27 protein-coding genes are annotated in these 25,938 nt (G+C 71.1%); 12 read left to right on the forward strand and 15 right to left on the reverse strand.

The genetic code is table 11. The annotated features are described in order from the left end of the window. Nucleotides 1–7: 7 nt before the first annotated feature. Nucleotides 8–214 carry a hypothetical protein gene (locus tag CRP27_RS11120; RefSeq protein ID WP_141399744.1) on the reverse strand — a complete coding sequence of 69 codons (207 nt, stop codon included), beginning with the start codon at nt 212–214 and terminating at the stop codon, nt 8–10. A 93-nt stretch (nt 215–307) separates the two neighbouring features. Between CRP27_RS11120 and CRP27_RS11125 the strand changes: the two genes are divergently transcribed. The 4 genes from CRP27_RS11125 (at nt 308) to CRP27_RS11140 (ending at nt 2,789) form a co-directional block, all read left to right on the forward strand. After that, the gene (locus CRP27_RS11125; RefSeq protein ID WP_097180720.1) at nt 308–769 is read left to right on the forward strand and encodes a hypothetical protein; all 462 of its coding nucleotides are present in this window, start codon (nt 308–310) and stop codon (nt 767–769) included. Nucleotides 770–824: 55 nt separating this feature from the next. Continuing rightward, on the forward strand, nt 825–1,460 hold the full coding sequence (locus CRP27_RS11130; protein ID WP_097181035.1) for an exonuclease domain-containing protein: 636 nt from the start codon (nt 825–827) through the stop codon (nt 1,458–1,460). Between the two features lie 8 nt (nt 1,461–1,468). Continuing rightward, nucleotides 1,469–1,936: an SRPBCC family protein gene (locus tag CRP27_RS11135; protein WP_097180721.1), complete on the forward strand. Its 468-nt coding sequence runs from the start codon at nt 1,469–1,471 to the stop codon at nt 1,934–1,936. Nucleotides 1,937–2,030: 94 nt separating this feature from the next. Further along, complete coding sequence (locus CRP27_RS11140) at nt 2,031–2,789, forward strand: GntR family transcriptional regulator (RefSeq protein ID WP_097180722.1); 759 nt, start codon at nt 2,031–2,033, stop codon at nt 2,787–2,789. A gap of 4 nt (nt 2,790–2,793) precedes the next feature. Here the strand turns inward: CRP27_RS11140 and CRP27_RS11145 are convergent, their stop codons facing one another. The 10 genes from CRP27_RS11145 to iolC form a co-directional block, all read right to left on the reverse strand. Further along, nucleotides 2,794–3,207: a tautomerase family protein gene (locus tag CRP27_RS11145; protein ID WP_097180723.1), complete on the reverse strand. Its 414-nt coding sequence runs from the start codon at nt 3,205–3,207 to the stop codon at nt 2,794–2,796. Between the two features lie 127 nt (nt 3,208–3,334). Next, on the reverse strand, nt 3,335–4,456 hold the full coding sequence (locus CRP27_RS11150) for a transaldolase family protein (RefSeq protein WP_097180724.1): 1,122 nt from the start codon (nt 4,454–4,456) through the stop codon (nt 3,335–3,337). Continuing rightward, a complete protein-coding gene (locus tag CRP27_RS11155) occupies nt 4,453–5,322 on the reverse strand; it encodes a sugar phosphate isomerase/epimerase (protein ID WP_097180725.1) in 870 nt (289 codons plus the stop codon). The genes CRP27_RS11150 and CRP27_RS11155 overlap by 4 nt, the downstream gene beginning before the upstream one ends. A 3-nt stretch (nt 5,323–5,325) precedes the next feature. Beyond that, nucleotides 5,326–6,357, reverse strand: coding sequence for a Gfo/Idh/MocA family protein (locus tag CRP27_RS11160; protein ID WP_097180726.1), 1,032 nt, complete (start codon nt 6,355–6,357; stop codon nt 5,326–5,328). 46 nt (nt 6,358–6,403) lie between these two features. After that, a complete protein-coding gene (locus tag CRP27_RS11165; RefSeq protein ID WP_097180727.1) occupies nt 6,404–7,330 on the reverse strand; it encodes a sugar phosphate isomerase/epimerase in 927 nt (308 codons plus the stop codon). 38 nt (nt 7,331–7,368) lie between these two features. Beyond that, nucleotides 7,369–9,276: a 3D-(3,5/4)-trihydroxycyclohexane-1,2-dione acylhydrolase (decyclizing) gene (gene iolD / locus CRP27_RS11170; RefSeq protein ID WP_097181036.1), complete on the reverse strand. Its 1,908-nt coding sequence runs from the start codon at nt 9,274–9,276 to the stop codon at nt 7,369–7,371. Nucleotides 9,277–9,311: 35 nt separating this feature from the next. Continuing rightward, on the reverse strand, nt 9,312–10,211 hold the full coding sequence (gene iolB, locus CRP27_RS11175) for a 5-deoxy-glucuronate isomerase (protein ID WP_097180728.1): 900 nt from the start codon (nt 10,209–10,211) through the stop codon (nt 9,312–9,314). Between the two features lie 8 nt (nt 10,212–10,219). Continuing rightward, on the reverse strand, nt 10,220–11,731 hold the full coding sequence (locus tag CRP27_RS11180; RefSeq protein ID WP_097180729.1) for a CoA-acylating methylmalonate-semialdehyde dehydrogenase: 1,512 nt from the start codon (nt 11,729–11,731) through the stop codon (nt 10,220–10,222). Then, nucleotides 11,728–12,663, reverse strand: coding sequence for a class I fructose-bisphosphate aldolase (locus CRP27_RS11185; protein WP_097180730.1), 936 nt, complete (start codon nt 12,661–12,663; stop codon nt 11,728–11,730). The genes CRP27_RS11180 and CRP27_RS11185 overlap by 4 nt, the downstream gene beginning before the upstream one ends. Continuing rightward, complete coding sequence (gene iolC, locus CRP27_RS11190) at nt 12,656–13,648, reverse strand: 5-dehydro-2-deoxygluconokinase (protein ID WP_097180731.1); 993 nt, start codon at nt 13,646–13,648, stop codon at nt 12,656–12,658. The genes CRP27_RS11185 and iolC overlap by 8 nt, the downstream gene beginning before the upstream one ends. 133 nt (nt 13,649–13,781) lie before the next feature. Here iolC and CRP27_RS11195 point away from each other — a divergent pair, with 133 nt between their 5' ends. Then, nucleotides 13,782–15,044 (forward strand): DNA recombination protein RmuC, encoded by a 1,263-nt coding sequence (locus tag CRP27_RS11195; protein WP_097180732.1) that lies wholly within the window; start codon nt 13,782–13,784, stop codon nt 15,042–15,044. 151 nt (nt 15,045–15,195) lie between these two features. Here the strand turns inward: CRP27_RS11195 and glpX are convergent, their stop codons facing one another. After that, nucleotides 15,196–16,185, reverse strand: coding sequence for a class II fructose-bisphosphatase (gene glpX, locus CRP27_RS11200; protein ID WP_079238384.1), 990 nt, complete (start codon nt 16,183–16,185; stop codon nt 15,196–15,198). A 102-nt stretch (nt 16,186–16,287) separates the two neighbouring features. Here glpX and fbaA point away from each other — a divergent pair, with 102 nt between their 5' ends. Together fbaA and CRP27_RS11210 are read left to right on the forward strand one after the other, a co-directional pair. After that, on the forward strand, nt 16,288–17,316 hold the full coding sequence (fbaA, locus tag CRP27_RS11205; RefSeq protein WP_097180733.1) for a class II fructose-bisphosphate aldolase: 1,029 nt from the start codon (nt 16,288–16,290) through the stop codon (nt 17,314–17,316). Between the two features lie 93 nt (nt 17,317–17,409). Further along, nucleotides 17,410–18,669: a M18 family aminopeptidase gene (locus tag CRP27_RS11210; protein ID WP_097180734.1), complete on the forward strand. Its 1,260-nt coding sequence runs from the start codon at nt 17,410–17,412 to the stop codon at nt 18,667–18,669. A 96-nt stretch (nt 18,670–18,765) separates the two neighbouring features. Here CRP27_RS11210 and CRP27_RS11215 read toward each other — a convergent pair whose 3' ends face one another. Together CRP27_RS11215 and CRP27_RS11220 are read right to left on the reverse strand one after the other, a co-directional pair. Then, entirely contained in the window at nt 18,766–19,497 is a 732-nt protein-coding gene (locus CRP27_RS11215; protein ID WP_097180735.1) for a DUF6264 family protein, read from the reverse strand. Next, the gene (locus CRP27_RS11220) at nt 19,494–20,552 is read right to left on the reverse strand and encodes a 4-hydroxy-3-methylbut-2-enyl diphosphate reductase (RefSeq protein WP_097181037.1); all 1,059 of its coding nucleotides are present in this window, start codon (nt 20,550–20,552) and stop codon (nt 19,494–19,496) included. The genes CRP27_RS11215 and CRP27_RS11220 overlap by 4 nt, the downstream gene beginning before the upstream one ends. A 191-nt stretch (nt 20,553–20,743) precedes the next feature. On the opposite strand from CRP27_RS11220, the gene xseA reads away from it, so the two are divergent. Then, nucleotides 20,744–21,979 carry an exodeoxyribonuclease VII large subunit gene (xseA, locus tag CRP27_RS11225; protein ID WP_097180736.1) on the forward strand — a complete coding sequence of 412 codons (1,236 nt, stop codon included), beginning with the start codon at nt 20,744–20,746 and terminating at the stop codon, nt 21,977–21,979. 16 nt (nt 21,980–21,995) lie between these two features. Here the strand turns inward: xseA and CRP27_RS11230 are convergent, their stop codons facing one another. After that, complete coding sequence (locus CRP27_RS11230; RefSeq protein WP_176505563.1) at nt 21,996–22,757, reverse strand: alpha/beta hydrolase; 762 nt, start codon at nt 22,755–22,757, stop codon at nt 21,996–21,998. Nucleotides 22,758–22,840: 83 nt separating this feature from the next. Between CRP27_RS11230 and CRP27_RS11235 the strand changes: the two genes are divergently transcribed. The 4 genes from CRP27_RS11235 (at nt 22,841) to CRP27_RS11250 (ending at nt 25,937) form a co-directional block, all read left to right on the forward strand. After that, nucleotides 22,841–23,086 (forward strand): exodeoxyribonuclease VII small subunit, encoded by a 246-nt coding sequence (locus tag CRP27_RS11235; protein ID WP_079238377.1) that lies wholly within the window; start codon nt 22,841–22,843, stop codon nt 23,084–23,086. Continuing rightward, nucleotides 23,083–23,721, forward strand: coding sequence for a DUF4245 domain-containing protein (locus tag CRP27_RS11240; protein WP_097180738.1), 639 nt, complete (start codon nt 23,083–23,085; stop codon nt 23,719–23,721). The genes CRP27_RS11235 and CRP27_RS11240 overlap by 4 nt, the downstream gene beginning before the upstream one ends. Nucleotides 23,722–23,787: 66 nt before the next feature. After that, nucleotides 23,788–24,402, forward strand: coding sequence for a carbonic anhydrase (locus tag CRP27_RS11245; protein WP_079238375.1), 615 nt, complete (start codon nt 23,788–23,790; stop codon nt 24,400–24,402). 110 nt (nt 24,403–24,512) lie between these two features. Then, nucleotides 24,513–25,937 carry a class II fumarate hydratase gene (locus CRP27_RS11250; protein WP_255257548.1) on the forward strand — a complete coding sequence of 475 codons (1,425 nt, stop codon included), beginning with the start codon at nt 24,513–24,515 and terminating at the stop codon, nt 25,935–25,937. Nucleotide 25,938: the final 1 nt, after the last annotated feature.

The following is a 25,938-nucleotide window of genomic DNA, read 5'->3' on the forward strand; positions in this document are numbered from 1 at the left end:
GCCGCGCTCAGAACAGCTCGCCCCAGCGACCGAAGGCCGCCCGGAGCACCGCGCCGAGCACCGCGAACGCCCCGGAGGTGAGCCCGACGGCGACGGCGACCCCGATGCCCACCAGGGCGACCCCCAGGCCGACCAGCCGTCGCACGGTGTGCGGCGGCGCGTCGACGACGTCAGCGCCGTCCAGCAGCTCGTCCATGTCGCGAGGATCCCCCATGCGGGCAGCGTAGAGGTGTTCCCGCCGGGAGAACAGCACACGCGGAGCGCCCGGGTGGCAGCGTGGTCCGGACGACACGGATGGAGGACGTCGATGTGGTTCGAACGTGACCGACGCGGTGTGCACTCGATGGGGCTCGACGCCCGGGGGCAGCGGCGGTACTTCGCCGCGGAGACGATCGCCGCGTTGGAGGAGCTCCCGCCGAGCGAACTCGACGCGCTGCACGACGTCCTGGCCGAGCTCGAGGCCGACGTCCTGGTCGACTACGACCCGGAGGACGAGGCGATCGACCACACCGAGGAGGACCGGTACCGGATGGTCCTGCCGCCGACGAGCCTGGCGTTCCCCGCGGTGACCGACGACTTCGCGGCGGCGTTCACGGCCCACGTCGAGAGCGTCGACCGCCGGTGGCGACTGGACGCCTCGGCGCTCGCGTTCGAGTTGGTCGGCACGGTCCTGGCACCGCACCTGGCGGAGGAACGAGCCCGGCGGAGTGCCACCTGGCGACTGACGGCACGACGCCGGCGCGGCTCCCGCCGTCTCCGCCGCCGCTGACGCAACGCCGAGGCGGCTTCCGGCGATGTCGGCGCCGCGTGCGACCATCGGGAACGTGCCGTTGAACTTCACCGCGATCGACTTCGAGACCGCGAACAGCTCGCCCGCCAGCGCCTGCTCGGTCGGACTCGTCAAGGTCCGTGCGGGGAAGGTCGTCGAACGGGCCTCGTGGTTCATCCGTCCGCCGTTCGGCCACGACGACTTCCTCGAGTGGAACACCCGCATCCACGGCATCGTCGCGGGTGACGTCGTCGGCGCGAAGACCTGGGAGCAGCAGTACCCGGACATCGTCGCGTTCGCCGAGGGGGACGTCCTCGTCGCGCACAACGCCCGCTTCGACATGGGCGTGATCGCGGGCGGCTGCTCGGCGACGGGCATCGCCCTGGCCGAGCACCACTCGATGTGCTCGCTGCAGGTCGCGCGGAAGACCTACACGCTCGACTCGTACCGCCTGCCGATGGCCGCACGCGCCGCGGGGTACGAGGGCTTCCAGCACCACGACGCCGCCGCCGACGCCGAGGCCTGCGCGGCCATCGTCGTGCACGCCGCCGGGTTCCACGGGGTCGGGACGGTCGAGGCGCTCGGTGCGGCCACACGCGTGCACATCGCGCCGGTCCGGCCCCGCGCGGAGAAGCCGAAGCAGGCGAGCCAGCCCCGACTGTCGAACCGCCCGATGATCTTCGCCGACTGAGCAGACCCATGGCAGCCACCACCACGATCGAGCGCGAGACCGTCATCGCGGCCCCCGCGTCCGCGATCCTCCCCCACCTCGCGGACCTCCACCGCTGGGTCGACTGGTCGCCGTGGGAGGGCCAGGACCCCGACCTGCAGCGCACGTACGGCGGCGAGCCCGGCACCGTCGGGTCGACCTACGCGTGGAAGGGCAACCGCAAGGCCGGCGCCGGCGACATGCGCGTCGACCGGATCGCACCGCACGAGGTCGACATCGCACTCCGCTTCACGGCGCCGTTCAAGTCGACGAGCGCAAGTGTGTTCCGGCTCGACGAGACAACCGGCGGCACCCGCCTCGTGTGGACCATGACGAGTCCGGTGACCCTGATGTCCCGCGTCGTCGGCGTGTTCATGGACATGGACGAGCTCATCGGCGGCGACTTCGAGCGCGGGCTCGCGAACCTCAAGCGCACGGTCGAGGCGGACGCCCACTGACGGGAGTGGGCTCCCCGGTGCCGAGCACCCCCGGTGGTATTGTCACGACATTCCCCCGGCACCGACGCCGAACCCCGCACTCCGAAGGACCGCGATGACCAACGAAGGCCAGCTGCCGTCCGACCTGTTCATGGACCTGGACCGGTCGGGTCCGATGCCCCTGTACTTCCAGGTCGCCTCCCGCATCGAGGAGGCGATCCGCTCCGGCGCGATGCCGCCCGGTGCACGGCTCGAGAACGAGATCGCGCTCGGTGAACGACTCGGGCTCTCCCGCCCGACGATCCGCCGTGCGATCCAGGACCTCGTCGACAAGGGCCTGCTCGTCCGGCGCCGTGGCATCGGTACGCAGGTCGTGCACGGCCCGGTGACGCGCAAGGTCGAGCTGACGAGCCTGTACGACGACCTGGCGCAGGGCTCGCAGGCGCCGGCGACGAAGCTGCTCGAGCGCAACGACGTCCCCGCGTCCGACGTCGTGGCCGAGGCCCTCGGCATCACCCCGGGCACGACGGTGGCGCACATCCGGCGCGTGCGGTTCGCGGAGGACGTCCCGATGGCGATCCTCGAGAACTACCTGCCGCCGGAGTTCCTCGAGATCACCGACCAGGACCTGCAGGACCACGGGCTCTACCAGCTGCTCCGCGGCCGCGGCGTGACGATGCGGGTCGCGAAGCAGCGGATCGGCGCCCGCGCGGTGACCGACGAAGAGGCCGGACTGCTCGAGATCGAGGACGGCGACCCGGTGCTGACGATGAGCCGCACCGCGTACGACGCCTCGGGGCGAGCGGTCGAGTACGGCGTGCACTGCTACCGCCCCGACCGCTACTCGTTCGAGGTCACCCTGGTCGACAAGTAGGCGATCAGGCGGGAACGGGGGCGGGCACTGCGAGCTCGCCCGTCACGTACTGTGCGCGCCCGAACCCGAACGACCAGTCCTGCGGTCCGTTCTCGACGTAGCCGATGAAGACGTCCTCCGACGCGACACCGACGGCGGCGAGGGCGTCGTGGATCGCCGCGTACAGCGTCGTCTTCGCCTCGTCGGTCCGCCCGCGCTGGGTGAAGACCTGGATGACGACGACGCCCTCGGTGCGCTCGAAGCCGAGCCCGGCGTCCTCGGCGATGATCTGCTGCGCCGGGTGCTCGGTGATCACCTGGAACCGGTCGCGCACGGGGATCCCGTAGACGTCGACGATCGCGATGTGGATCGCGTCGGCGATGGCGCGCACCGCCTCGGGCGTGCGGCCGGTGGCGAGGTCGATACGGACGAGCGGCATGGTGCCTCCTGCAGTTCGGGACTTTGTCCTGACAAACTAACATGGATGGCGAACCCTGGAAAGAGCGGACGGGAGGCACGGTGCCAGCTGGCACCGTGTCTCCCGTCCGACGTGTGGTCGCGGAAGACTACGCAGCCGGCACGATGATGTCGCGCACCAGCGCGTCCAGCTGGGCGTCCGCGTCGAGGAACTGCCGCAGCGTCGTGACCGTCGCCCCGAAGCGGTCGAACTCGTCTATCGTCATGCCGTCGACGTCGTAGCCGCGGGCGAACTCGGGCGTCGCGGCACGGAGCGCCTCGATGACCGACGCCGGGACCTCGTCGTGGATGGCATCGGGACGGAACGGGAACGCGTTGTCGTTGATGTCCTTCGACCACTGGAACGGCGGCGAGACGACGAGGTCGCCACCCTGGAACTCAGACCACTGCAGCGGGTTCCGGAAGGCAGCGACGAGCACACGCGACCGGAAGCCGCGCTCCTGGAAGACCCGGTACGCGTTCTTGACCGCGGCGACGCCGGCCCACTCGAGGATGCCTGGGTCGACCATGACGTGGTCGCGCTTGACGACGGTCTTCAGCCAGTCGTCGAACCGGCCGGCCATCAGCGTGACGACGTGCCCGAACTCCTGCTCGGGCAGGCCGTCGGCGGCGCGGCGGTCGAGCGCGCGTTCGATGGCCTCGCCCACGGCGACGACCTGCGGCACGGTGAACGACACGGTCGCGTTGATCGAGACACCGCGGTAGGCGGCCTCCTCGATCGCGGCGATGCCGACCTTCGTCGCGGGGATCTTCACGATGATGTTCGGCGCGAGCTGCGAGAACCGGACGGCCTGCTCGACGAGGGCGTCCCGGTCGCGGTGGAAGCGCGGGTCGGTCTGCATGCTCAGTCGGCCGTTGCGGCCGCCCGAGGCCTCGAACGCCGGCAGCAGCTGCTCGGCCGCGGCGACGGAGAGCTCCTCGACGGCCTTCCAGCCGATCCAGGACTCCCCCGCCGTCGGGTGCTCGGCGGCGATCTCGCGGATCCGCGGCACCCAGGTGTCGGGGTCCTGCTTGATGCAGGTGTACGCGATCACCGGGTTGCAGGTCGCACCGACGGCACCGTACTCGTGGATGGCGGTGGACAGCTCGTGCGGGTCCGCCGAGTCGTTCCAGAGCGCGGTCACCGTCTGCGACGCCGCCTGCAGGGTGACGGGGCGGGTGTCGGTGTCGGTGTCGGTCGTGGTGGCCGACGTCTCGAGGGTCGTGGTCATCGTGTGAGTCCCTTCGTGATCGTGTCGAGCTGGAAGCGCGAGACCTCGTCGGCGTTCTCGTCCTCGGCGAAGACGCTCGAGACGGCGACGGTGTCCTCGCGAGCGGAGAAGCCGACCCGGTCGAGCGCTGCCCAGAAGGCGGCGAAGTCGACGTCCGCCTGACCGACCGGCAGGTGCTGGTGCACGCGCACGGGGTTGCCGGGCGGGTTCGTGATGTAGCGCAGGCCGTGCGAACGACGGTGGTCGTAGGCGTCGGCGACGTGGATCAACTGCAGCGAGTCGCCCGCGGCGTCGATGATCTCGTCCATGTTGCCGCCGTAGTGGAACGTGTGGCAGGCGACGTAGACGAACCCGACGTGCTTCGAGTTGAGGCCGCGGATCACCCGGAGGGCCTCGAGACCGTCCTCGACGAAGTCGTCGGGGTGCGGGTCGATGAGCACGCGGATCCCAGCGTCCTCGATGATCGGCAGCAGTTCTTCCATCGAGCGGTAGAAGGCGTCCTCGGACTCCTCGGGACGCTCGGGACGGCCGGAGAACTCGGTGTTGATCGTGTCCACACCGAGGCGCTTCGTGATCTCGATGACCCGCTTCCACTTCGTCACCGCGGCCTCGCGGGCGTCAGGGTCGGGGCCGGACCACCGGAGTACAGGCAGCACGCTCGCCACCTGCACGCCGACATCACGGCACGCCGCGGCGAAGGCGTCCACGAGGTCGTCGTCGGCCTTCGGGTGCCGGTAGAAGGGGATGAAGTCCTTGTGCGGAGTGAGCTGGAGGTACTCGTAGCCGAGGTCCGCGACCTTCTGCGGGAACTCCAGCAGCGACAGGTCGTGGTGGAACGGCGTGGGGTCGAGTGCGATCTTCGGCATCGATCAGGCCGTCTCGTAGAACGCGGGCTTCGCGGTGGCGTACTCCACCTGCTCGAGCGCGCCGGTCTGCTGCGCGCGCACGGCGACCTCGGCGACGACGGACGCCGTGTAGCCGTCCCAGGCGCTCGGCCCGTCGATGCCGCCGTCCTTCGCCGCGTCGACCCAGCGCTGGACCTCCTCGTCGTAGGCGGCGCCGAAGCGCTCGACGAACGACGGCGTGACACCCTGGCCCGAGACGCCCTGCGACACCAGGGTGAGCGAGGTCTCGCGGCCGATGTACGCGACGCCGGACTCGAACACCGCGTCGGTCGTGACCTGGTAACCGAACTGGGCGTTGACGTTGATCTCGACGATCGCCATCGTGCCCGACTCGGTGGTGAACAGGACGAACTGCGGCTCGGGCAGGTCGGCCGGTGCCAGAGAGTTCTTGCGGGGCTTCTTGACCTCGACGCTCGTGATCGGCTCGCCCGTGATGAACGGGATGATGTCGATCTCGTGGATCACCGAGTCGTGGATGAGCATCGACTCGCTGAAGTTCGGCGGGGTCGTCGGGTTGCGGTGCGCGTGGTGCAGGGCGAGCAGGGCACCGTTCGAGCCGGACTCGCGCAGCGCACGGAGCTCCTGGTAGCCCTTGTCGAAGCGGCGCATGAACCCGACCTGGATCTTCGGGCGGTCGGACTTCGCCTGCTCGAGCTCGACGATCCGCAGGGAGTCCGCAGCCGACGTGGTGAGCGGCTTCTCGCAGAGGACGGCGAGACCACGTTCGATGGCCGGCACGAGGACGGGCTCGTGCAGGAAACCCGGCGTCGCGACGATCACGGCGTCGATCGGGGTGGCGTCGAGCGCCTCCTCGAACGACGACGCGGTGATCGCACCGGGGGCCTTCGCGGCGGCCGCTGTGGCCCGGGCGGTGTCGGGGTCGACGATCGCGACGACGTCCGCGCCGGCGATGGTCGAGGTGATGCGACGCACGTGGTCGCTGCCCATCGCGCCCGCTCCGACGACGGCGACGCGGAGGTTCTCGGTGGTGCTCATGCTGGGTTCTCCTGGGGTGACGAAGTGGTGGTGGACGGACGCCGGGTCAGAGCGCGCGGGCGGCGGAGGTCGAGCCGAAGATGTGCTGGAAGGTCCGCTCGGCGATCGGGCCCGGCGCGTCGACGGAGCAGCCGTACATGTCCTGCTCGACGATGCCGAAGATGTCCGGGTTGATCGTCGCGACGGCCTCGATGATCGGCGCGAGCTCGGGCGTGCCGTGCGGCGGCTCGGTCATGATCCCCTGCGAGACGGCGGTGGCGAACGGCACGTCGTTCTTCAGCACGTCGGGGAGCAGATCGGTGTCGACCTGCTTGAGGTGCAGGTAGCCGATGCGCTCCGGGTGCTCGGCGATGAGCGTGAGGTTGTCGCCGCCGTAGTACGCGAAGTGGCCGGTGTCGAGGCAGAGGTTCGTGTACGCCGGGTCCGTCTCGGACAGGAAGCGCACGGTCTCCGTGTACGTGCCGACGTGGCTGTCGGCGTGCGTGTGGAACTGCTGGTGCACGCCGAACTCCTCGAGCAGTGCCTTGCCGAGCTGGTCGTGTCCCTTGCCGAGGCGCTTCCACTGCTCGTCGGTCAGCGTGCGCGACTCCAGTACCTCTTCGGTGGCGTCGGAGCGCCACAGGTCCGGGATGGTGACGAGGTGCTCGGCGCCGAGCGCCGCGGCGAGGCCGGCGACCTTCACCGCCTGGTCCCAGGCGCGCTGGAACTGGTCGTCGCCCTTGTGGAACCCGGTGAAGACGGTGCCGGCGGACAGCCGGAGTCCGCGGGACTCCAGCTCGTCGCGCAGCTGCGAGGGATCGGTCGGCAGGTAGCCGTACGGCCCGAGCTCGATCCACTTGTAGCCGGCCGCGGTCGCCTCGTCGAGGAAGCGCTGCCACGGGACCTGCTTCGGGTCGTCCGGGAACCAGACGCCCCACGAGTCGGGGGCGGTACCGATCCGGATGGCGTCGGTGGCGGTGGCGGTGTCGGTCATGACGTCGTCGTCTGCTTTCTGCGTGTGGTGGAGGGTGTTCAGCCGAGCAGGGGCCGCTGTGCCGCGACCTGCTGCTCGTACTCGGCACGGGCCTGCTGCGTGCTCGGCAGCGTCGAGGTCTGGGCGACGGGGACGTCCCACCAGCCGTCGCCGTCCGGGGCGTAGACGAGCGGGTCGGAGTGGACGTGCACGAGCGTGGTGTGGTCGTTCGCCTTCGCCTGGCGCACCGCGGCCTTGAGGTCCTCGATCGCGTTCGGTCCGGGCTGGACCTCGATCACGTCGACGCCGTACGAGCGGGCGTTCGCGGCGAGGTCGACGGGCAGGACGTCGTCGCCCTCGAACGAGCCGGTCTCGTCCAGGTAGCGGTACTTCGTGCCGTAGCGCTCGGACCCGACGGTCTCGGACAGGTGCCCGATCGACGCGTACCCGTTGTTCTGGATGAGGACGACGACGATCTTGATGCCCTCGGCCACGGCCGTCACGAGCTCGGTGTGCAGCATGAGGTAGCTGCCGTCGCCGACCATGACGATCGCGTCGCGGTCCGGAGCGCCCCGGCGGACCCCGATGCCACCGGCGATCTCGTAGCCCATGCACGAGAACGCGTACTCGACGTGGTAGCCGAGTTCGTCCCGCACCCGCCACAGCTTGTGCAGGTCGCCCGGCAGCGAGCCCGCGGCCTGGATGACGACGTCGCGGGGATCGGTCACCGACTGCACGGCGCCGATGATCTCGGGCTGACCCGGCAGGGCGAGGCCGGACGGCGCGAACGCGGCGTCCACCGCCGCGTCCCACGCGGCCTTCTGGGATGCGATCTCGGCGGCGTACGCGGCGTCGACGACGTACGCGGGCTCTGCGGGCGACGACCCGGCGGACGTGAGCGACGCGGTCAGGGCGACCAGTGCCTCCCGGGCGTCCGCGATCAGCGGCAGCTGCGAACCGTGCTTGTACGCGTCGAACGAGGCGACGTTCACGTTGACGAACGTGACGTCCGGGCTCTGGAACGCGGTCCGCGACGCGGTCGTGAAGTCGCTGTACCGTGTGCCGATCCCGATGACGACGTCGGCCTGCGCCGCGATCGCGTTCGCGGCGGCGGTGCCGGTCGCACCGATGCCACCGAGGTACTGCGGGTGGTCCCAGACGAGCGAGCCGCCGCCGGCCTGCGAGGTGCCGACCGGGATGCCGGTGGCCTCCACGAAGGCCGCGAGTTCGTCGGACGCGTCGGAGTACAGCACCCCGCCGCCCGCGACGACGACGGGACGCTCCGCCGCGCGGATCGCCGCCACCGCCCGCGCCAGCGGCCCGTGCTCGGGCAGCGGCCGGCGGATGTGCCACTCGCGCGGCTGCAGGAACGCCACGGGGACGTCGAGCTCCTCGGCCTGCACGTCCTCCGGCAGCGCGATCGTCACGGCACCGGTCTCGGCCGGGTCGGTCAGGACGCGCATCGCCGCGAGGGCGATCGAGAAGAGCTGCTCGGGACGCTCGACGCGGTCGAAGTAGCGGGACAGCGGACGGAACGCGTCGGTCACCTGCAACGAGGTGTCGTGCGGCAGCTCGATCTGCTGCAGCACGGGGTCGGTGGTGCGCGTGGCGAACGTGTCCGACGGCAGCAGCAGCGCTGGCAGTCGGTTCGTCGTCGCGAGCGCCGCAGCGGTGAGCATGTTCGCGGCACCGGGGCCGACCGACGCCGTCGCGGCGAAGGTGGCACGGCGGCGGTGCATGCGGGCGAAGCCGACCGCCTCGTGCACCATCGCCTGCTCGTTGCGGGCCTGGTGGTACGGCAGCAGGCCGGGCTGCTCGACGTGGAGCTGCTTGATGGCCTGGCCGACGCCGGCGACGTTGCCGTGCCCGAAGATGCCGAAGATCCCCGGGATGGTGCGTTCGCGGACGTCGCCGTCGACGGTCCACTGGTTGGCCAGGAACTCGACGAGTGCCTGGCCGACGGTCATCCGGCGGGTCGCGCCGGCTTCGCGCGTGGTGGTGGTCACGCGTGCGTCCTTTCGTAGGGCAGGCGCGGGTCGAGCTGCTCGCTCGCCCACACCTGGCGGACCCAGCCGTGCGCCGGGTCGTCGGTGATGTTCCAGACGCGCTCCGGGTCGGGGCCCGCCATCACGTTGAGGTAGTACATGTCGTAGCCGGGTGCCGCGACGGCTGGTCCGTGCCAGCCGTACGGCACCAACGCGATGTCGCCGGTGCGGACTTCGCGGAACTCGTCGATCGCACGGTCGTCCGACGCGTAGGTCCGGTGCAGCGCGAACGGGTCGGTGCCGGCCGGGGCGGAGAGCCCCCGGGCGACCGCGGACTCGTAGTAGTAGATCTCCTCGAGGTTCGACTCCTCGCCGGGCACGTTCGTGTCGTGCTTGTGCGGCGGGTACGACGACCAGTTGCCGGCCGGCGTGATCACCTCGCACACCAGGAGCTTCACCGCGTCGAGTCCTGCCGGGGTCCCGAAGTTGTGGACCTGGCGCGACGACTGCCCCGCGCCGCGGAGCTCCACGGGCACGTCGGCCTTCGCGATGTACCCGACCGGCTTGACGACGTCGGTGGGCGCCTCGGCGACCGCGACCCGTCCCCTTCCGGTGATCCGCGCCTCCAGGCCGGAACCCAGGTACAGGACGTCGGTGGGTCCTTCGAAGACCCCGCCACGTCCCTCCAGGGCCTGCTCGCCGGTCTCGGCGCCGGACCACGCGACGTGGAAGCTCCCCGAGAGCGGCACGACCATGCGCTCCACGGCGTCGGCCTGGAGGCGCAGCTCGCCCCCGTCGGTCAGCGCGCCGGTCCGCAGACCGGTGTGCGCCCACCCCTCGATGCGTCCGTCGACCACGTCGGTCCAGCCCGCCTCGGGGCGGGATCCGGCCCGGATGAACCAGTTGTCGTTCGTCATGCGCAGCGTCAGTTGTTCGACGGGAAGCCGAGGTTGATGCCGCCGTGCGACGGGTCGAGCCAGCGGCTCGTGATCGCCTTCTGGCGGGTGAAGAAGCTCACGCCGTCGGCGCCGTACGCCTTGTGGTCGCCGAACAGCGAGTTCTTCCAGCCTCCGAACGAGTAGTACGCGACCGGGACGGGGATCGGCACGTTGATGCCGATCATGCCGACCTGCACGTCACGCTGGAAGCGACGGGCGGCGCCGCCGTCGTTGGTGAAGATGGCGGTGCCGTTGCCGTACGCGCCGCTGTTGATGAGCTCGAGGCCCTCCTCGTAGGACGCGACCCGGACGACGCTCAGCACCGGGCCGAAGATCTCCTCGGTGTAGACACGGCTGGTGGTGGGGACCTGGTCGATCAGCGTCGGGCCCAACCAGAAGCCGTTCTCGTCGCCGTCGGGTCGGACGGTGCGGCCGTCCACCACAACCACCGCACCGTCCTGCTCTGCGACCTCGATGTACGAGGCGACCTTGTCACGGTGCTGCTTCGTGACGAGCGGGCCCATGTCGCACCCGCGACGACCGTCGCCGATGCGCAGGGTCGCTGCGCGGTCCTTGATCTTCTCGATGAGCTCGTCGGCGACCGGCTCGACCGCGACGACGACCGAGATCGCCATGCAGCGCTCACCGGCGGACCCGAAGCCCGCGTTGATGGCGTTGTCCGCGACGAGGTCGAGGTCGGCGTCCGGCAGCACGAGCATGTGGTTCTTCGCGCCGCCGAGGGCCTGCACGCGCTTGCCGTGCTTGGTGCCCGTCTCGTAGACGTACTGCGCGATCGGAGTGGAACCGACGAAGGAGATCGACTCGACGTCCGGGCTCGTGAGGAGTCCGTCGACGCTGAGCTTGTCGCCGTTCAGGACGTTGAAGACGCCGTCCGGGAGGCCGGCTTCCTTGAACTTCGACGCCAGCCAGATCGCCGCGCTCGGGTCCTTCTCGCTCGGCTTGAGCACGACGGTGTTGCCCGCGGCGATCGCGATCGGCAGGAACCACAGCGGCACCATGGCCGGGAAGTTGAACGGGCTGATGATGCCCACGACGCCGAGCGGCTGCCGGATCGAGTACACGTCGATGCCGGTGCTCACCTGGTCGCTGAACTCACCCTTGAGCAGGCTCGGGATGTTCGTCGCGAGCTCCACGACCTCTTGCCCGCGGGCGATCTCGCCGAGGGCGTCGTCGATGACCTTGCCGTGCTCGCTCGTGATGATCTCGGCGAGCTCGCCCTTGTCGCGGTTGAGGATCTCGCGGAACGAGAACAGGATCTGCTGGCGCTTGGTCAGCGAGAGGTTGCTCCACGCCGGGAACGCGGCCTTGGCGCTCGCGATGGCGGCCTGGATCTCGTCCTCGTTCGCCAGGGCGACCTGCTTCGTCGCGACGCCGAGCGCGGGGTCGTACACGGGCGCGGTGTTGCCCGACACGGACTCGACGCGCTTGCCGTCGATCCAGTGGCCGACGGTGGAGGTGGTGGTCTCCGTGATGGTCATGCGTTGCTTCCTTCGAGTGTGGTGGCTTCTTCGTGCGGGACGCCGGCGGTGTGGACGAGGCCCGCGGCGACGTCCACCGCTGCGGCGACGTCGCCGTCCGGCGGGTAGAGCAGGGTGCGGCCGACGACCAGGCCCCGCACCCCGGGGAGTGCGAGGGCGTCGGCCCACTTGGCGTAGGTCTCGAGCGGGCGGGACGACGGGTCGCCGCCGAGCAGCAGGGTCGGCAGCGTCGTCGCGGCCATCACCCGCTCCATGTCGTCGACGACCGGGATCTTCAGCCAGCTGTAGGCGCTCGACTCCCCCAGGCCGGCGGCGATCGCCATCGAGGTGATGACGGCGTCGGCGGTCAGGTCGTTCACGATCCGGCCGTCCTGCCACGCCGACATGAACGGCTCGAGCATGATCGGGAGCTGGAGTGCGGCGGCCTCACTGACGGCGCGGGCCGTGGCCTCGAGCGTCGGTGCGGTGCCCGAGTCCTCGAGGGCGATGCGCACCAGCAGCTTGGCGAAGTCGAGCCCGGAGTCCTTGATGGCCCGCGCCGAGTACGCCGTGTAGCGGTCGTCCATCTCGAACGCCGCACCGCGCAGACCGCCGCGGTTCATCGAGCCGACGACGACCTTGCCGTCGAGGGCTCCGAGCAGCGCCAGGTCCTCGAGGACGTCCGGCGTCCCGAGGACCCCGTCGACGCCCGGGCGACCGAGGGCCGTGACGAGCCGCTCGAGCAGGTCGTAGCGGTCGGCCATGGCGGACTCGTCGTTCCGGACCGCCAGGGCGCCGCGGGCCGGGTGGTCGGCGGCGACGATGAAGAGCTTGCCGTCGTCCGCGAGCAGGCTGCGCTTGCGACGGGCGTCGAGCGTGGCCCGCACGAGGTCGGGCTGTCCGGCGCGGATGTCCCGCAGCCGGGCGAAGTCAGCGGTGCTGATCTCAGGCATTGACGGCCTCCTCCGTGGGGTTGTCCTGCAGGAACTGCTCGATCTCGTCACTGGTCGGCATGGCCGTGGAGCACTCGAACCGGGTCGCGACGATGGCGCCGGCGGCGTTGCAGAAGGCGAGGGTCCGCTCGAGGCCCCAGCCCTGCAGCAGGCCGTGGGTCAGCGCACCGCCGAAGCCGTCGCCCGACCCGAGGCCGTTCACGACGTCGATGTGGTGCGGACGGAACTCGACGAACTCGTCGCGGGTCTTCGCCAGGACGCCCTTCGGCCCCTGCTTCACGATGGCGATCTCGACGCCCCGTTCGAGCAGGGCGTCGGCGGCGCGCACCGGGTCGGTCTCACCAACGGCGACCTCGCACTCCTCGCGGTTGCCGACGGCGACGGTGGCGTGCTCCAGGGCGACGGCGACCTCGCGGGTGGCGGCTTCTGGCGAGGACCAGAACATCGACCGGTAGTCCAGGTCGAGGACGGTGTGGAGCTTGCTGGTGCTCGTGGAGGCGCTGCGGGCTTCGAACGCGGTGTGGTGTGCGTGGCGGCTCGGCTCCTCGCTGAGGCCGGTGACCGTGGTCCAGAAGATCTTCGCCCGCTCGACCTCGTGCAGGGGCAGGGACTTCGCGGTGATCATGAGGTCCGGGGCCTTGGGTGCCCGGTAGAAGTACAGCGGGAAGTCGTCCGGCGGGAAGATCTCGCAGAACGCGACGGGGGTGTTCAGCCCCTCGACGGTCTCGACGAAGTCGTTCGCGACGCCGAACTCCGGCAGGGTGCGGGCGATGTAGCGGCCGAACGGGTCGTTGCCCGTGCGGGTGATGACGGCTGCGTCGGCCCCGTGGCGGGCCGCGGCGATCGCGACGTTCGTGGCGCTGCCGCCGACGGACTTCGAGAACGTCGAGACGTCTTCGAGCGGGCCCGTCTGCTGGGGGTAGATGTCGACGCTCACGCGACCCATGGTGATCACGTCGTAGGCGTGGGGAGCTCGGTTCGTCATGCGACGTGGTGGACCTTCCGTGCGGCTTCATCGGCGGACGATCACGACTGTACACCTTGTTTGCCCTAATGTCATGACATGGATTCCGACGGGCTGGAGGCGCGGTGTCGGTGGGTCCTGCCAAGGTCACGACATGCAGATCCTCGCCCTGGTCATCGGTCTCGTGATCGGCGTCGCCGTCGGCGCCGTGGTCGCCTGGTCGCTCGCCCGCTCCCGCGCCGGCTCGGACGCCGCGTCGGCACGCGCCACGGCGGAGGCACTGCGCGGGCAGCTCGACGCCGCCCGTCGCGACGCCGAGGAACGGCTCGACGCGCAGGACGCGCAGTACCGGCGGCAGGTCGACTCCCTCGAGCGCCGCAGCGCCGAGCTGGAGCACCTCGTGCAGCGCATGCACGGAGCCGACACGGCGCGCAACGAGAACGAGTCGAAGGTGCTCTCCGCCCTCAGCCCCGTCGCCCAGACGCTCGACGTCATGCGCGCCAAGATCGCCGAGCTCGAGCAGGCACGCAGCGAGCAGTACGGCACCCTGTCCGCGCAGCTCCGGTCGGCCGCCGAGTCCGAGGAGCGTCTGCGCGCCACGGCCGAGACCCTCGCGAGCGCCCTCTCCGCCAACAGCACGCGCGGGGTCTGGGGCGAGACGCAGCTGCGCAACGTGGTCGAGGCCGCTGGGTTGCTCGAACGGGTCGACTTCGACGTGCAGTCCTCCGTGACGACGTCCGCCGGCGCCGCCCGCCCCGACATGATCGTGCACCTGCCAGGCGGCAAGAGCCTCGCCGTCGACGCCAAGGTGCCGTTCAGCGCCTACCTGCAGGCGGCCGAGATCCCCGCGAGCGCCACCGGGGCCGAGGGTGCCCGCCGCGACCACCTCCTCCAGCAGCACGTCAAGGCGCTCCGGGCGCACGTCGACGCCCTGGCCGCGCGGGAGTACTGGTCCGGGTACGACGCCTCCCCCGAGCTGACCGTGGCGTTCATCCCGTCGGAGTCCCTCATCGCGAGCGCCCTCGCCGCTGACCCGGGGCTGCTCGACCACGCCTTCCGCAAGCGGGTCGCCCTCGCATCGCCCGTGACGCTCTGGTCCGTGCTGAAGACCGTGGCGTTCTCGTGGCAGCAGGACGTCGTCACGCAGGAAGCCCGCGAGCTCTTCACGATCTCGCGCGAGCTCCACGGTCGTCTGGCCACGATGGCACAGCACGTCGACAAGCTCGGGCGGTCGATCCGGGGCTCCGTCGTCGACTACAACCGCTTCGTGGGATCGCTCGAGCGGCAGGTGCTCCCGAGTGCCCGGCGCCTGTCACTGCTCGACGAGTCGAAGGTCATCGCCGACCCCGCGACGATCGAGGACGAGCCGCGGCTGCTGACCGCCCCGGAGCTCGTCGCCGCCGCCGACCGCGACTGACCCGCGCCGTCGCTGCGCGCCGCGCTCCGCGCGGCCCGCCCGGCGCCGCCGCGCCCGCACAACCAAAGTCCGCTCGAACCACGCAACGACGTGGTGCGAGCGGACTTCGGTTGTGCAGGTGCAGGATGCACCAGGGCCGAGGCTCAGCGGATCAGAACCACTTCTCCGCGCGGTGGTCCGCCTGGATGCGACGGATCGTGTTCGAGCGGGACCGGAGCACGAGCGAGTCCGTGTGGATGACACCACGCGACCGGCGGACACCGTCGACGAGCACGCCATCGGTGACACCCGTGGCGACGAAGAACGTGTTGTCGCCCGTGACGAGGTCGTCCTGGTCGAGGACCTTGTCGAGGTCGTGTCCGGCGGCGATCGCCTTCTCGCGCTCCTCGTCGTCCTTGGGCTGGAGCTTGCCGAGGATCACCCCGCCGAGCGCCTTGATCGCGCACGCCGTGATGATGCCCTCCGGGGTACCGCCGACCCCGACGCACATGTCGATCGTCGACCCGGGCAGCGCCGCCGCGATGCCGCCGGCGACGTCACCGTCGAGCAGCAGTCGGGTGCCGGCACCGGTGGCACGGATCGCACGGATGAGTTCGTCGTGGCGGGGGCGGTCGAGGACGGCGATCTGCATGTCCTCGAGGTCCTTGCCCTTCGCCTTCGCGAGCGCACGGATGTTGTCACCGATCGGCTTCTCGAGGTCGAGGACGCCGCGGCCCTCCGGACCGGCGGCGATCTTGTCCATGTAGAACACGGCGGACGGGTCGTACATCGAGCCGCGGTCCGAGACGGCCATGACGGAGATGGCGTTCTGGCGGCCGGCGGCGGTGAGCGAGGTGCCGTCGATCGGGTCCACGGCGATGTCGCAGGCCGGACCGTGCCCGTTGCCGACGTGCTCGCCGTTGTAGAGCATCGGGGCGTTGTCCTTCTCGCCCTCACCGATGACGACGACACCGTCGAAGTTCACCGTGCCGAGGAACTTCCGCATCGCGTCGACGGCGGCACCGTCCGCGAGGTTCTTCTCACCGCGCCCGACCCACGGCTGCGCCCGGATCGCCGCGGCCTCCGTCGCACGCACGAGCTCGAGCGCCAGGTTGCGGTCGGGCTGGAGGAACAGGGAGCCGGTCTCAGTGGTGGGAGTCACAGCCTCCAGCCTACCGACGGCTGCCCCGACGTCCGTCCGGGTCACACTCCGGTGGGGCTGACTAGGCTCGGACCGGACACCACCACGTCGAAGGAGATCCCAGTGCCCATCGCAACGCCGGAACAGTACGCCGAGATGATCGAACGAGCGAAGGCCGGCAAGTTCGCGTACCCCGCCGTCAACGTGTCGTCGTCCCAGACCATCAACGCGGTCCTCCAGGGCCTCGCCGAGGCGGGCTCGGACGGCATCCTCCAGGTCACCACCGGTGGCGCCGACTACTTCGCCGGTCACACCGTGAAGAACCGCGCCGCGGGGGCGCTCGCGATGGCGAAGTTCGCCCACGAGGTCGCGAAGAACTACGACATCACCGTCGCCCTGCACACCGACCACTGCCCGAAGGACGCCCTCGACGGCTTCGTCCTCCCGCTCATCGCGGCGAGCGAGGAAGAGGTCCGCGCCGGTCGCAACCCGATCTTCCAGTCCCACATGTGGGACGGCTCGGCCGTGCCGCTCGACGAGAACATCGAGATCGCGAAGACGATGATCGAGAAGACGCGGAACATCAACGCGATCCTCGAGGTCGAGATCGGCGTCGTCGGCGGCGAGGAGGACGGCGTCGAGCACGAGGGCACCAACGACGCGCTCTACACGACTCCGGGTGACGTCGAGAAGGTCGTCGACGCGCTCGGACTGGGCGACAAGGGCCGCTGGATCGCCGCGCTGACGTTCGGCAACGTGCACGGCGTCTACAAGCCGGGCAACGTGAAGCTCCGCCCCGAGCTCCTCGGCGAGATCCAGGCCTCGGTCGCCGCGAAGCACGGCACGGGTGAGAACCCGCTCGACCTCGTCTTCCACGGCGGCTCGGGTTCGACCGACGACGAGATCCACGAGGCCGTCCGCAACGGCGTCATCAAGATGAACATCGACACCGACACGCAGTACGCGTTCACGCGCTCGATCGCGGGCTCGATGTTCACCAACTACGAGGGCGTCCTGAAGATCGACGGCGAGGTCGGCAACAAGAAGCAGTACGACCCCCGCGCCTGGGGCAAGGTCGCCGAGACCGCCATGGCGGCTCGCGTGGTCGAGGCCGCGAAGGTCCTCGGCTCGGCCGGCCACACCAAGGGCTGACGCCTCCGGCAACTGCCTGGAGGAACGGGGCGCGTCCGACGGACGCGCCCCGTGCTGCGTCCGGTCGCCTCCACCGCGTGCCACGATGGGCGGGTGACCGCCGACGCCATCGCCTCCGAGTTCGCCCAGTACGTCACCGAGTCCCCCACCGCGTTCCACGCGGCGGCCGCGGCACGGGACCGACTCGTCGAGGCAGGGTTCACCGAGCTGTCCGAACTCGACGCGTGGCCGACCGAGGCCGGTGCCTACGTGGTCGTCCGCGACGGCGCCGTCATCGCCTGGCGCCTGCCGTCCGGCGCCACGGGCACGACGCCGTTCCGCATCCTCGGCGCGCACACCGACTCCCCCGGGTTCCGCATCAAGCCGAATCCCGGCGTCCGCACGGGTGGCTGGGAGCAGCTCAACGTCGAGGTCTACGGCGGAGCACTGCTGTCCACGTGGTTCGACCGCGACCTCCGGATCGCCGGTCGGGTGGTCGACGCCGACGGCACCGTCCGCCTGGTGTCGACCGACGCCGTCGCCCGGATCCCGAACCTCGCGATCCACCTCGACCGCGGGGTGAACGACGGCAAGGAGATCGACCGGCAGCGGCACACCCTGCCGGTGGTCGGGGTCGACGGTGACGCCGGCGGGACCCCGGTCGTCGACTGGCTCCGTGCACGCGTCGGCGCGGACGCGGTGTCGTGGGACCTCTTCCTCGCCGACACGCAGCCGCCCGCCCGGATCGGCATCGACCGCGAGTTCCTGGCCTCGGGCCGGATGGACAACCTCACGAGCGTGCACGCCGGCATCCGCGGGATCGTCGCCGCGCCGACCGACGGCGACCACATCCCGGTGTTCGCCGCGTTCGACCACGAGGAGATCGGCTCCTCGACGCCGTCCGGTGCCGGCGGGCCGTTCCTCGAGGACGTGCTCGGCCGCGTGCAGGAGGGCCTCGGTGCCACCCGCTCCAAGGCCGCGCGGGCGTTCCGTGCCTCGTGGCTGCTCTCGAGCGACGCCGGCCACCTGGTCCACCCGAACCAGCCGGAGAAGCACGACCCGACGAACCGTCCGCGCCCGGGTGGTGGCCCGCTGCTGAAGATCAGCGCGAACCAGCGCTACATGACCGAGGCGAAGGGCGAGGCCGTCTGGGCCGCGGCGTGCGAGGCGGCCGGAGCACCGTGGCAGCCGTTCGTCAACGTGAACACGATCCCCGGCGGCTCGACCATCGGCCCGATCGCGGCGACTCGGCTCGGGATCCCGACGATCGACATCGGCGTCGGACTGCTGTCGATGCACTCGGTCCGGGAGCTCGTGCACGTCGACGACCTCGCGGCGTTGCACGGCGCCGTCGCCGCGTTCCTGGCCGGCTGACGGTCCAGGGATCTGCTCGCTCCGACGACATCTGCTCGTGATCCACCGCGAGCCGATGTCGTGGGGACGAGCAGGAGGGATCCGTGTGCGGCGGGATCAGCCGCCGGACGCCATCCCCTGCAGGTACGCCTGCACCTGCGGGTCCTGGAAGACGACCACGAGCACCGGGACCATCCCGAGGATCGATCCGACGACGCCCCCGAGGAGCGGGACCCAGAACGTCCAGCGCCGGGACCGCAGACGCCGGAACGACCACCAGGCGACGAACACGAACGCGACGACGAGCACGACCGCGCGCACGACGGCGGCGGACGACAGCGCTGCCGGATCGGCCAGGTCGGTGTACTGCTGCTCGACGACGGCCCGGACGGTCGAGGCCACCGTGCCGACGGCGAAGGACTCGAACACGGACCACAGTCCGATGACCAGCAGGCCGACGGTCAGGACGAGGTCGAGCGGTGACGCGCCGAAGCGCCCGGCCACCGGGGGCGTAGGCGCCGAGGGGTCGGTGGAAGCACCAGCTCGGGACGCCGGTGCGGCCGGACCGCCGCGGCGATCGCGGACCGCGGCTTCGGCGGCCTGTTCGCGCAGCGCGCGCGAACGGCCCTCCTGCTCGCGGCGTTGCTGCTCGACGACGACCGGGTTCACCCAGCCCTCCGGCGCGTACTCGCCGTACTGCGGTGCCGGGCGGCCGTGGACGCGACCGTCCTGCACACCGGCGGCCGACGTGGCGGGGCTGCGCCGTGCCTCCAGGCCGTCTGCCGTGTCGGCGACGTGACCCGGGTCGCGGGCCGGCACCGCCGACCAGCCCTCCGTCCCGCCGCTCACGAGCGACGCCCGCCGAGCGCACGCGTCGGGTTGCCCGCCGCGTCGGTGCGGAGCTCCTTGGGAAGCGAGAACATGAGGTCCTCGTGTGCGGTGACGACTTCCTCAACGGTGCAGTAGCCGGCGTCGGCGAGCTGGTCGAGGACCTCGGCGACGAGTTCCTCGGGGACGGACGCACCACTCGTGACTCCGACCGTGCGGACGCCGTCGAGCCAGTCCTGCTGGATCTCGGAGGCGTAGTCGACCCGGTGCGCGGCCCGCGCGCCGTGCTCGAGCGCGACCTCGACCAGACGGACGCTGTTCGACGAGTTCGCCGAACCGACCACGATCACGAGGTCGGCCCCGGGTGCGACCTTCTTGATCGCGACCTGGCGGTTCTGGGTGGCGTAGCAGATGTCGTCCGAAGGCGGGTTCTCGATCGCTGGGAACTTCTCGCGCAGCAGGCGGACGGTCTCCATCGTCTCGTCGACGCTCAGCGTGGTCTGCGACAGCCAGACGAGGTTGTCCGGGTCCGGGACCTCGAGCGCGGCGACGTCCTCCGGTCCGTTGACCAGGATGGTGCGTTCGGGGGCGTGACCCATGGTGCCTTCGACCTCTTCGTGACCGGCGTGCCCGATCAGGATGATGGTGCGCTCGGCCTTGGCGAAGCGCGTGGCCTCGCGGTGGACCTTCGTGACGAGCGGGCACGTCGCGTCGATGGCGTGCAGGTCGCGGTCGGCGGCGCCGGCCACCACCGCGGGCGAGACGCCGTGCGCGCTGAAGACGACGTGCGAGCCGCGCGGGACCTCGGCGACGTCGTCGACGAAGACCGCCCCGCGCTGCTCGAGCGTCGAGACGACGTGGACGTTGTGGACGATCTGCTTGCGGACGTAGACCGGCTCGCCGTACTGCTCGAGCGCCTTCTCGACGGCCACGACGGCCCGGTCGACGCCGGCGCAGTAGCCGCGGGGCGCGGCGAGCAGGACCTTCTTCGTGCCGGCGACCGGGTCGTTCCGCAGCCGGCCGCGCGCCGCGAGGACCCGCGGCGGGGCGAGCGGGACCGAGTGGCCGTTGGTGATCGTCACGTCCCCGATGATAGGTGCCGTGAGCGCGCGCGGCCTGGGTGTCGCGGGCGGGCGTCGCGGACGGGCGCGGGCGGGCGCTGCCCGGGCGTCGCGGGCTGGCGGGGCCGGGCGTCGCGGGCTGGCGGGGCCGGGCGTCGCGGGCCGGCGCGGGCCGGGTTGTCGCCGGGATGCGGCAGCATGGGGCCATGGCGATCGAACAGGGACCCCCGACGGCCGACAACCCGTGGCCCGTCGCGCTGCTCGGTGCGAAGCTGCGGGACTGGATCGACCGGCTCGGCACCGCCTGGGTCGAGGGCGAGATCACCCAGTGGAACGTCGCCGGCGGCAACGTCTACGGCAAGCTCAAGGACGTCGAGGTCGACGCGACGGTGTCGTTCTCCATCTGGTCGAGCGTGCGCTCCCGGGTGCCGGCGGACATCAAGCAGGGCGACCGCGTCGTCGCCGCCGTCAAGCCGAACTACTGGGTCAAGGGCGGCTCGCTGACGATGCAGGTCGTCGAGATGAAGCACGTCGGGCTCGGGGACCTGCTCGAACGACTCGAGCGACTCCGACGGACCCTCGGCGAAGAGGGCCTGTTCGACCCCGCCCGCAAGAAGCGCCTGCCGTTCCTGCCGCACCGGATCGGCCTGATCACCGGCAAGGACTCCGACGCCGAGAAGGACGTCAAGCGCAACGCCCAGCTCCGGTGGCCCCAGGTCGAGTTCCGCACGGTCCACACCGCCGTGCAGGGCGAGCGGGCCGTCAGCGAGGTCACTGCGGCGATCCTCGAACTCGACGCCGACCCCGAGGTCGACGTGATCATCGTCGCGCGCGGCGGTGGCGACTTCCAGAACCTGCTCGGCTTCAGCGACGAGGGGCTCGTCCGGACCGCCGCGGCCGCGCGCACGCCGATCGTCTCGGCGATCGGGCACGAGGCCGACCGACCGATCCTCGACGAGGTCGCCGACCTCCGTGCCTCCACCCCGACGGACGCCGCGAAGCGCGTCGTGCCGGACGTCGCAGAGGAACTCGCGAACGTCCGGGCGGCGCGTGCCCGGCTCGGGCTGCGGCTGTCGCACACGCTCTCGGTCGAGGCGGACCGCATCGCGTCGTTGCGCTCCCGGCCGGCCCTGGCGTCCACCGCGTGGCTCGTCGACACCCGCGCCGAGGAGGTCGCGCGCGACCTCTCCCGCGCCCGGGAGCTCCTGGACCGGCGGCTCGAACGGTCGCACTCCGAGGTCGGGCACCTCACGGCCAGGCTGCGGGCGCTGTCGCCTCGGGACACCCTGCGCCGTGGCTACGCGATCGTGCAGACGTCGGACGGCGGCGTGGTGCGCGGCTCAGCGGACCTCGTCGGTGCGACGCCGGTGCACGTGACGCTCGGCGCCGGGACCGCCACGGGAACCCTCGAGCCGGACGGTCCGGGTCCGGACGGGGCCTGACCGACTCGGGTCGTCGTCACCACCCGCGGTCGCGCAGCCAGGCCTCGGCGACGTCCGGCCACGCCGCCGCGGTCCCGGTGCCCTCGGCGAGCCCGATCCCGTGGGCCCCGCGCTCGAAGACGTGCAGCTCGAACGGCACCGCCCGCCGCGCGAGCGCCTGCCCGTACAGGAGCGAGTGCGTGACGTGCACTGCAGGGTCCTCGGCGGTGTGCCAGAGGAACGTCGGCGGGGTCGCGGCGTCGACCATGAGCTCGGTGTCGAGCGCGCCCTGCGCCCACACCGTGGCGCCCTTCCCGAGCAGGTTGTCGGCGCTCCCCCGATGCTGGTGGTCGGTCATCGACACCACCGGGTAGCAGAGCAGCGCGAGGTCCGGTCGGTCGTCGACGTCCGACACGGCGCGTTCCTCGGGCGTCGGCGCGCTCGAGACGAGGGCTGCGAGGTGGCCGCCCGCGGACGAGCCGACCAGCAGGACGCGTGGGTCGGACGGGAGGCCCGTGAACCGTCCGGCGCGCAGGTCCCGCAGGAGCGTCCTGGTCGCGACCACGGCGTCGGGGTGCCGGTGCGGGGCGACCGGGTACTCGAAGACGACGGCGGAGACGCCGATGGCGTTGAGCCACCGTGCGTAGCCCTCTCCCTCGTGGGCGGCGTGCCCGTGGTACCCGCCGCCGGGCAGGACGAGGGCGAGGGCGGGTCGCACGGGCGCGGGGTCCGAGGCCGCCGGGGCCGCCGGGGCCGTTGGGGCCGGGTACCACGTCGCGCCGTCGGGGAGGTCCGTCATGCACGCGAACCTACTCGCCGCCCGGCTGTCCACAGGTTGCGCGCGCGGACCGCACGTCGGTGGAGCCTCGGTAGGATCGGGGTGTGTCATCCCAGCAGGAACCCGAGCAGGCCGACGTCCAGTCGCTGAGCTACGAAGCCGCGCGCGACGAACTCGTGCGCGTGGTCGCCGAGCTCGAGCAGGGTTCGGCCACGCTCGAACGGTCGCTGTCGCTGTGGGAGCGGGGCGAGTCCCTCGCCGCCCGGTGCGAGGAGTGGCTGGTCGGCGCACGTGCACGCCTCGACGCCGCCCGTGCCGCCTCCGAGACCGAGGACGGCGCCGCCCGATGACCGACCCCGACGGCCGTCCGATCGTCGCCGAACTCGGTCGTCCCGAGACGGCGGAGGAGACCTGGGCACGGAAGGACGCAGCCCGCACCGCGCGTCGGCAACACCAGACGGCGTTCAACCTCGTCATCGCGCTCATCGCGTCGCTCGGGATCGTCCTGTTCCTGGTCGCCGTCGTGGTCCGACCGAACACCACCGTCGTCGACCGGGACGTCGACTACCAGAAGGTCGCGTCCCAGGCGAAGGTCCCCGGTGTGACCCTGGCGGCGCCGGTCCTGCCCGACACGTTCTCGTCCAACCGCGCCGACTACAAGGACAAGACCACCGACGGGGTGAGCGTCTGGACCGTCGGACTGATCACGCCCGACAAGCAGTACATCGGGCTGCAGCAGGGCATCAGGGCGAACGACACCTGGGTGTCGAACCAGCTCGACCAGCACGCGGCCACCGGCTCCCGCACGATCGCGGGCACGAAGTGGACCGTGTACGACCGTCGAGCAGAGGGCAACGACGCGGGCAACCAGGCGTACTCGCTCGTGTCGACGTTCGGGTCGAACACCATCGTCCTGTCCGGCACCGCCGACCAGTCCTCGTTCCGAACCGTCGCAGCAGCCGTCAGCAAGCAGTTCGCGGGCTGACCGGCGACCGGACCCACCCGCAACACCCGCAGCACGTCCCCCGAAGACCAGCACCCGAGGAGCCCCATGCCCGACCGCGCCGCCGCCACTCCGTCCGACGCCCTGCGTCTCCTCGTCGACGGCAACGCCCGGTTCGCCGCGGACAAGCGCCGCACCGGCCGCATCGACCCGGACCGCCGTTCGGAGCTCGCCGGATCGCAGGCGCCCTTCGCGACGGTCCTCGGCTGCTCGGACTCGCGCGTGCCGTTCGAGCACGTGTTCGACGCCGGCATCGGTGACCTCTTCGCCATCCGCAACGCCGGGCAGATCGTCGACGACGTCGTGCTCGGTTCGATCGAGTTCGCGGTCGTCGCGCTCGGCACCCCGCTCGTGGTCGTGCTCCGGCACACGAAGTGCGGCGCCGTCGCAGCCGCCCGTTCCGGCGAGCCCGTCCCGGCACCCCACCTGCAGGCCCTGGTCGACGCCATCGCCCCGAGCGTCGAGCGCGTGCGTGCCACCGACGCCGACGTCCCCCAGGAATCCGTCGGCGCCGCCCACCTCGAAGCCACCCTGCGCCAGGTGATCGAGCGCTCCGGTGCGGTCTCCGACGCGATCGCCGAGGGTAGATTGGCCGTCGTCGGGGCGACCTACGACCTCACCACGGGCGAGGTCACCATCGACACCGTCGTGGGCCAGGCCTGACCGACCGCCACGACGACCGTCACGGGCACCGGCGGGGACCCCGCCGCCCGGACACCACACCAGCCGGCGCGACCGCGGCCGGCGAGCACCCCAGGAAGGACCACGACGACGTGACCGACACCACCGCGACCACCGTGACCGACAGCGACGGCGACTACCGCATCGAGCACGACACCATGGGCGAGGTCCGGGTGCCGAAGTCGGCGCTCTACCGGGCGCAGACACAGCGTGCGGTCGAGAACTTCCCGATCTCGGGCAGTGGTCTCGAGTCGGCGCAGATCGTGGCGCTCGCTCGGATCAAGCGTGCCGCGGCGATCGTCAACGGGGAGCTCGGCATCGTCGACCCCGCGGTGGCCGACGCCGTGGCGAAGGCCGCCGACACGATCATCGGCGGCGCGCACCACGACCAGTTCCCGGTGGACGTCTACCAGACCGGCAGCGGCACCTCGTCGAACATGAACATGAACGAGGTCCTGGCGACCCTGGCGTCCGAGGTCGCCGGCTCGGCCGTGCACCCGAACGACCACGTGAACGCGTCGCAGTCCTCGAACGACGTCTTCCCGACGTCCGTCCACGTCGCCGTGACCGAGGCCCTCCTCCGCACGCTCGTCCCGGCACTCGAGCACCTCGCCGAGTCGCTCGAGGCGAAGGCGACGCTCTGGGCCGACGCCGTGAAGTCCGGGCGCACGCACCTGATGGACGCCACCCCGGTCACCCTCGGGCAGGAGTTCGGCGGCTACGCGCGCCAGGTCCGCCTCGGCATCGAGCGCGTGAACGCGACACTCCCCCGCGTGGCCGAGGTCCCGCTCGGCGGCACCGCGGTCGGCACGGGCATCAACACCCCGAAGGGCTTCCCACAGCGGGTCATCGCCCAGCTCGCGAGCGACACCGGCCTGCCGATCACCGAGGCGCTCGACCACTTCGAGGCGCAGGGCGCGCGGGATGCCCTCGTCGAGGCCTCCGGTGCGCTCAAGGTCATCGCGGTCAGCCTGACCAAGATCAACAACGACCTCCGCTGGATGGGCTCGGGGCCGAACACCGGCCTCGGCGAGCTCCACATCCCGGACCTCCAGCCGGGGTCGTCGATCATGCCCGGCAAGGTCAACCCGGTCATCCCCGAGGCCACCCTCATGGTCGCCGCGCGCGTGATCGGCAACGACGCCACGATCGCCTGGGCCGGGGCCTCCGGTGCGTTCGAGCTGAACGTCGCGATCCCGGTGATGGGCACGGCTCTCCTCGAGTCGATCCGCCTGCTGGCGAACAGCTCCCGGGTCCTCGCCGACAAGACGATCGACGGGCTGCAGGCGAACCTCGAGCGAGCCCGCGCCTTCGCGGAGTCGTCACCGTCCATCGTGACGCCGCTCAACCGCGTGATCGGCTACGAGGCCGCGGCGAAGGTCGCGAAGTTCGCCGTCGCCGAGGGCATCACCGTGCGCGAGGCCGTCATCGCCCTCGGCCACGTCGAGCGGGGCGAGGTCACCGAGGAGCAGCTCGACAGTGCCCTGGACGTCCTGTCCATGACCCACCCGAACTGAC

Origin of the sequence: Curtobacterium sp. 314Chir4.1, assembly GCF_900215175.1 — a bacterium.
In the GTDB taxonomy this organism is placed as follows: Bacteria; Actinomycetota; Actinomycetes; order Actinomycetales; family Microbacteriaceae; genus Curtobacterium; species Curtobacterium pusillum_A.

What these genes read in the sequence shown, in the direction of transcription:
- CRP27_RS11120 (WP_141399744.1), bottom strand. Translation starts at nt 214, where the DNA reads ATGGGGGATCCTCGCGACATGGACGAGCTGCTGGACGGCGCTGACGTC.
- CRP27_RS11125 (WP_097180720.1), top strand. Translation starts at nt 308, where the DNA reads ATGTGGTTCGAACGTGACCGACGCGGTGTGCACTCGATGGGGCTCGAC.
- CRP27_RS11135 (WP_097180721.1), top strand. Translation starts at nt 1,469, where the DNA reads ATGGCAGCCACCACCACGATCGAGCGCGAGACCGTCATCGCGGCCCCC.
- CRP27_RS11140 (WP_097180722.1), top strand. Translation starts at nt 2,031, where the DNA reads ATGACCAACGAAGGCCAGCTGCCGTCCGACCTGTTCATGGACCTGGAC.
- CRP27_RS11145 (WP_097180723.1), bottom strand. Translation starts at nt 3,207, where the DNA reads ATGCCGCTCGTCCGTATCGACCTCGCCACCGGCCGCACGCCCGAGGCG.
- CRP27_RS11150 (WP_097180724.1), bottom strand. Translation starts at nt 4,456, where the DNA reads ATGACCACGACCCTCGAGACGTCGGCCACCACGACCGACACCGACACC.
- CRP27_RS11155 (WP_097180725.1), bottom strand. Translation starts at nt 5,322, where the DNA reads ATGCCGAAGATCGCACTCGACCCCACGCCGTTCCACCACGACCTGTCG.
- CRP27_RS11160 (WP_097180726.1), bottom strand. Translation starts at nt 6,357, where the DNA reads ATGAGCACCACCGAGAACCTCCGCGTCGCCGTCGTCGGAGCGGGCGCG.
- CRP27_RS11165 (WP_097180727.1), bottom strand. Translation starts at nt 7,330, where the DNA reads ATGACCGACACCGCCACCGCCACCGACGCCATCCGGATCGGTACCGCC.
- iolD (WP_097181036.1), bottom strand. Translation starts at nt 9,276, where the DNA reads ATGACCGTCGGCCAGGCACTCGTCGAGTTCCTGGCCAACCAGTGGACC.
- iolB (WP_097180728.1), bottom strand. Translation starts at nt 10,211, where the DNA reads ATGACGAACGACAACTGGTTCATCCGGGCCGGATCCCGCCCCGAGGCG.
- CRP27_RS11180 (WP_097180729.1), bottom strand. Translation starts at nt 11,731, where the DNA reads ATGACCATCACGGAGACCACCACCTCCACCGTCGGCCACTGGATCGAC.
- CRP27_RS11185 (WP_097180730.1), bottom strand. Translation starts at nt 12,663, where the DNA reads ATGCCTGAGATCAGCACCGCTGACTTCGCCCGGCTGCGGGACATCCGC.
- iolC (WP_097180731.1), bottom strand. Translation starts at nt 13,648, where the DNA reads ATGACGAACCGAGCTCCCCACGCCTACGACGTGATCACCATGGGTCGC.
- CRP27_RS11195 (WP_097180732.1), top strand. Translation starts at nt 13,782, where the DNA reads ATGCAGATCCTCGCCCTGGTCATCGGTCTCGTGATCGGCGTCGCCGTC.
- xseA (WP_097180736.1), top strand. Translation starts at nt 20,744, where the DNA reads ATGGCGATCGAACAGGGACCCCCGACGGCCGACAACCCGTGGCCCGTC.
- CRP27_RS11230 (WP_176505563.1), bottom strand. Translation starts at nt 22,757, where the DNA reads ATGACGGACCTCCCCGACGGCGCGACGTGGTACCCGGCCCCAACGGCC.
- CRP27_RS11240 (WP_097180738.1), top strand. Translation starts at nt 23,083, where the DNA reads ATGACCGACCCCGACGGCCGTCCGATCGTCGCCGAACTCGGTCGTCCC.
- CRP27_RS11245 (WP_079238375.1), top strand. Translation starts at nt 23,788, where the DNA reads ATGCCCGACCGCGCCGCCGCCACTCCGTCCGACGCCCTGCGTCTCCTC.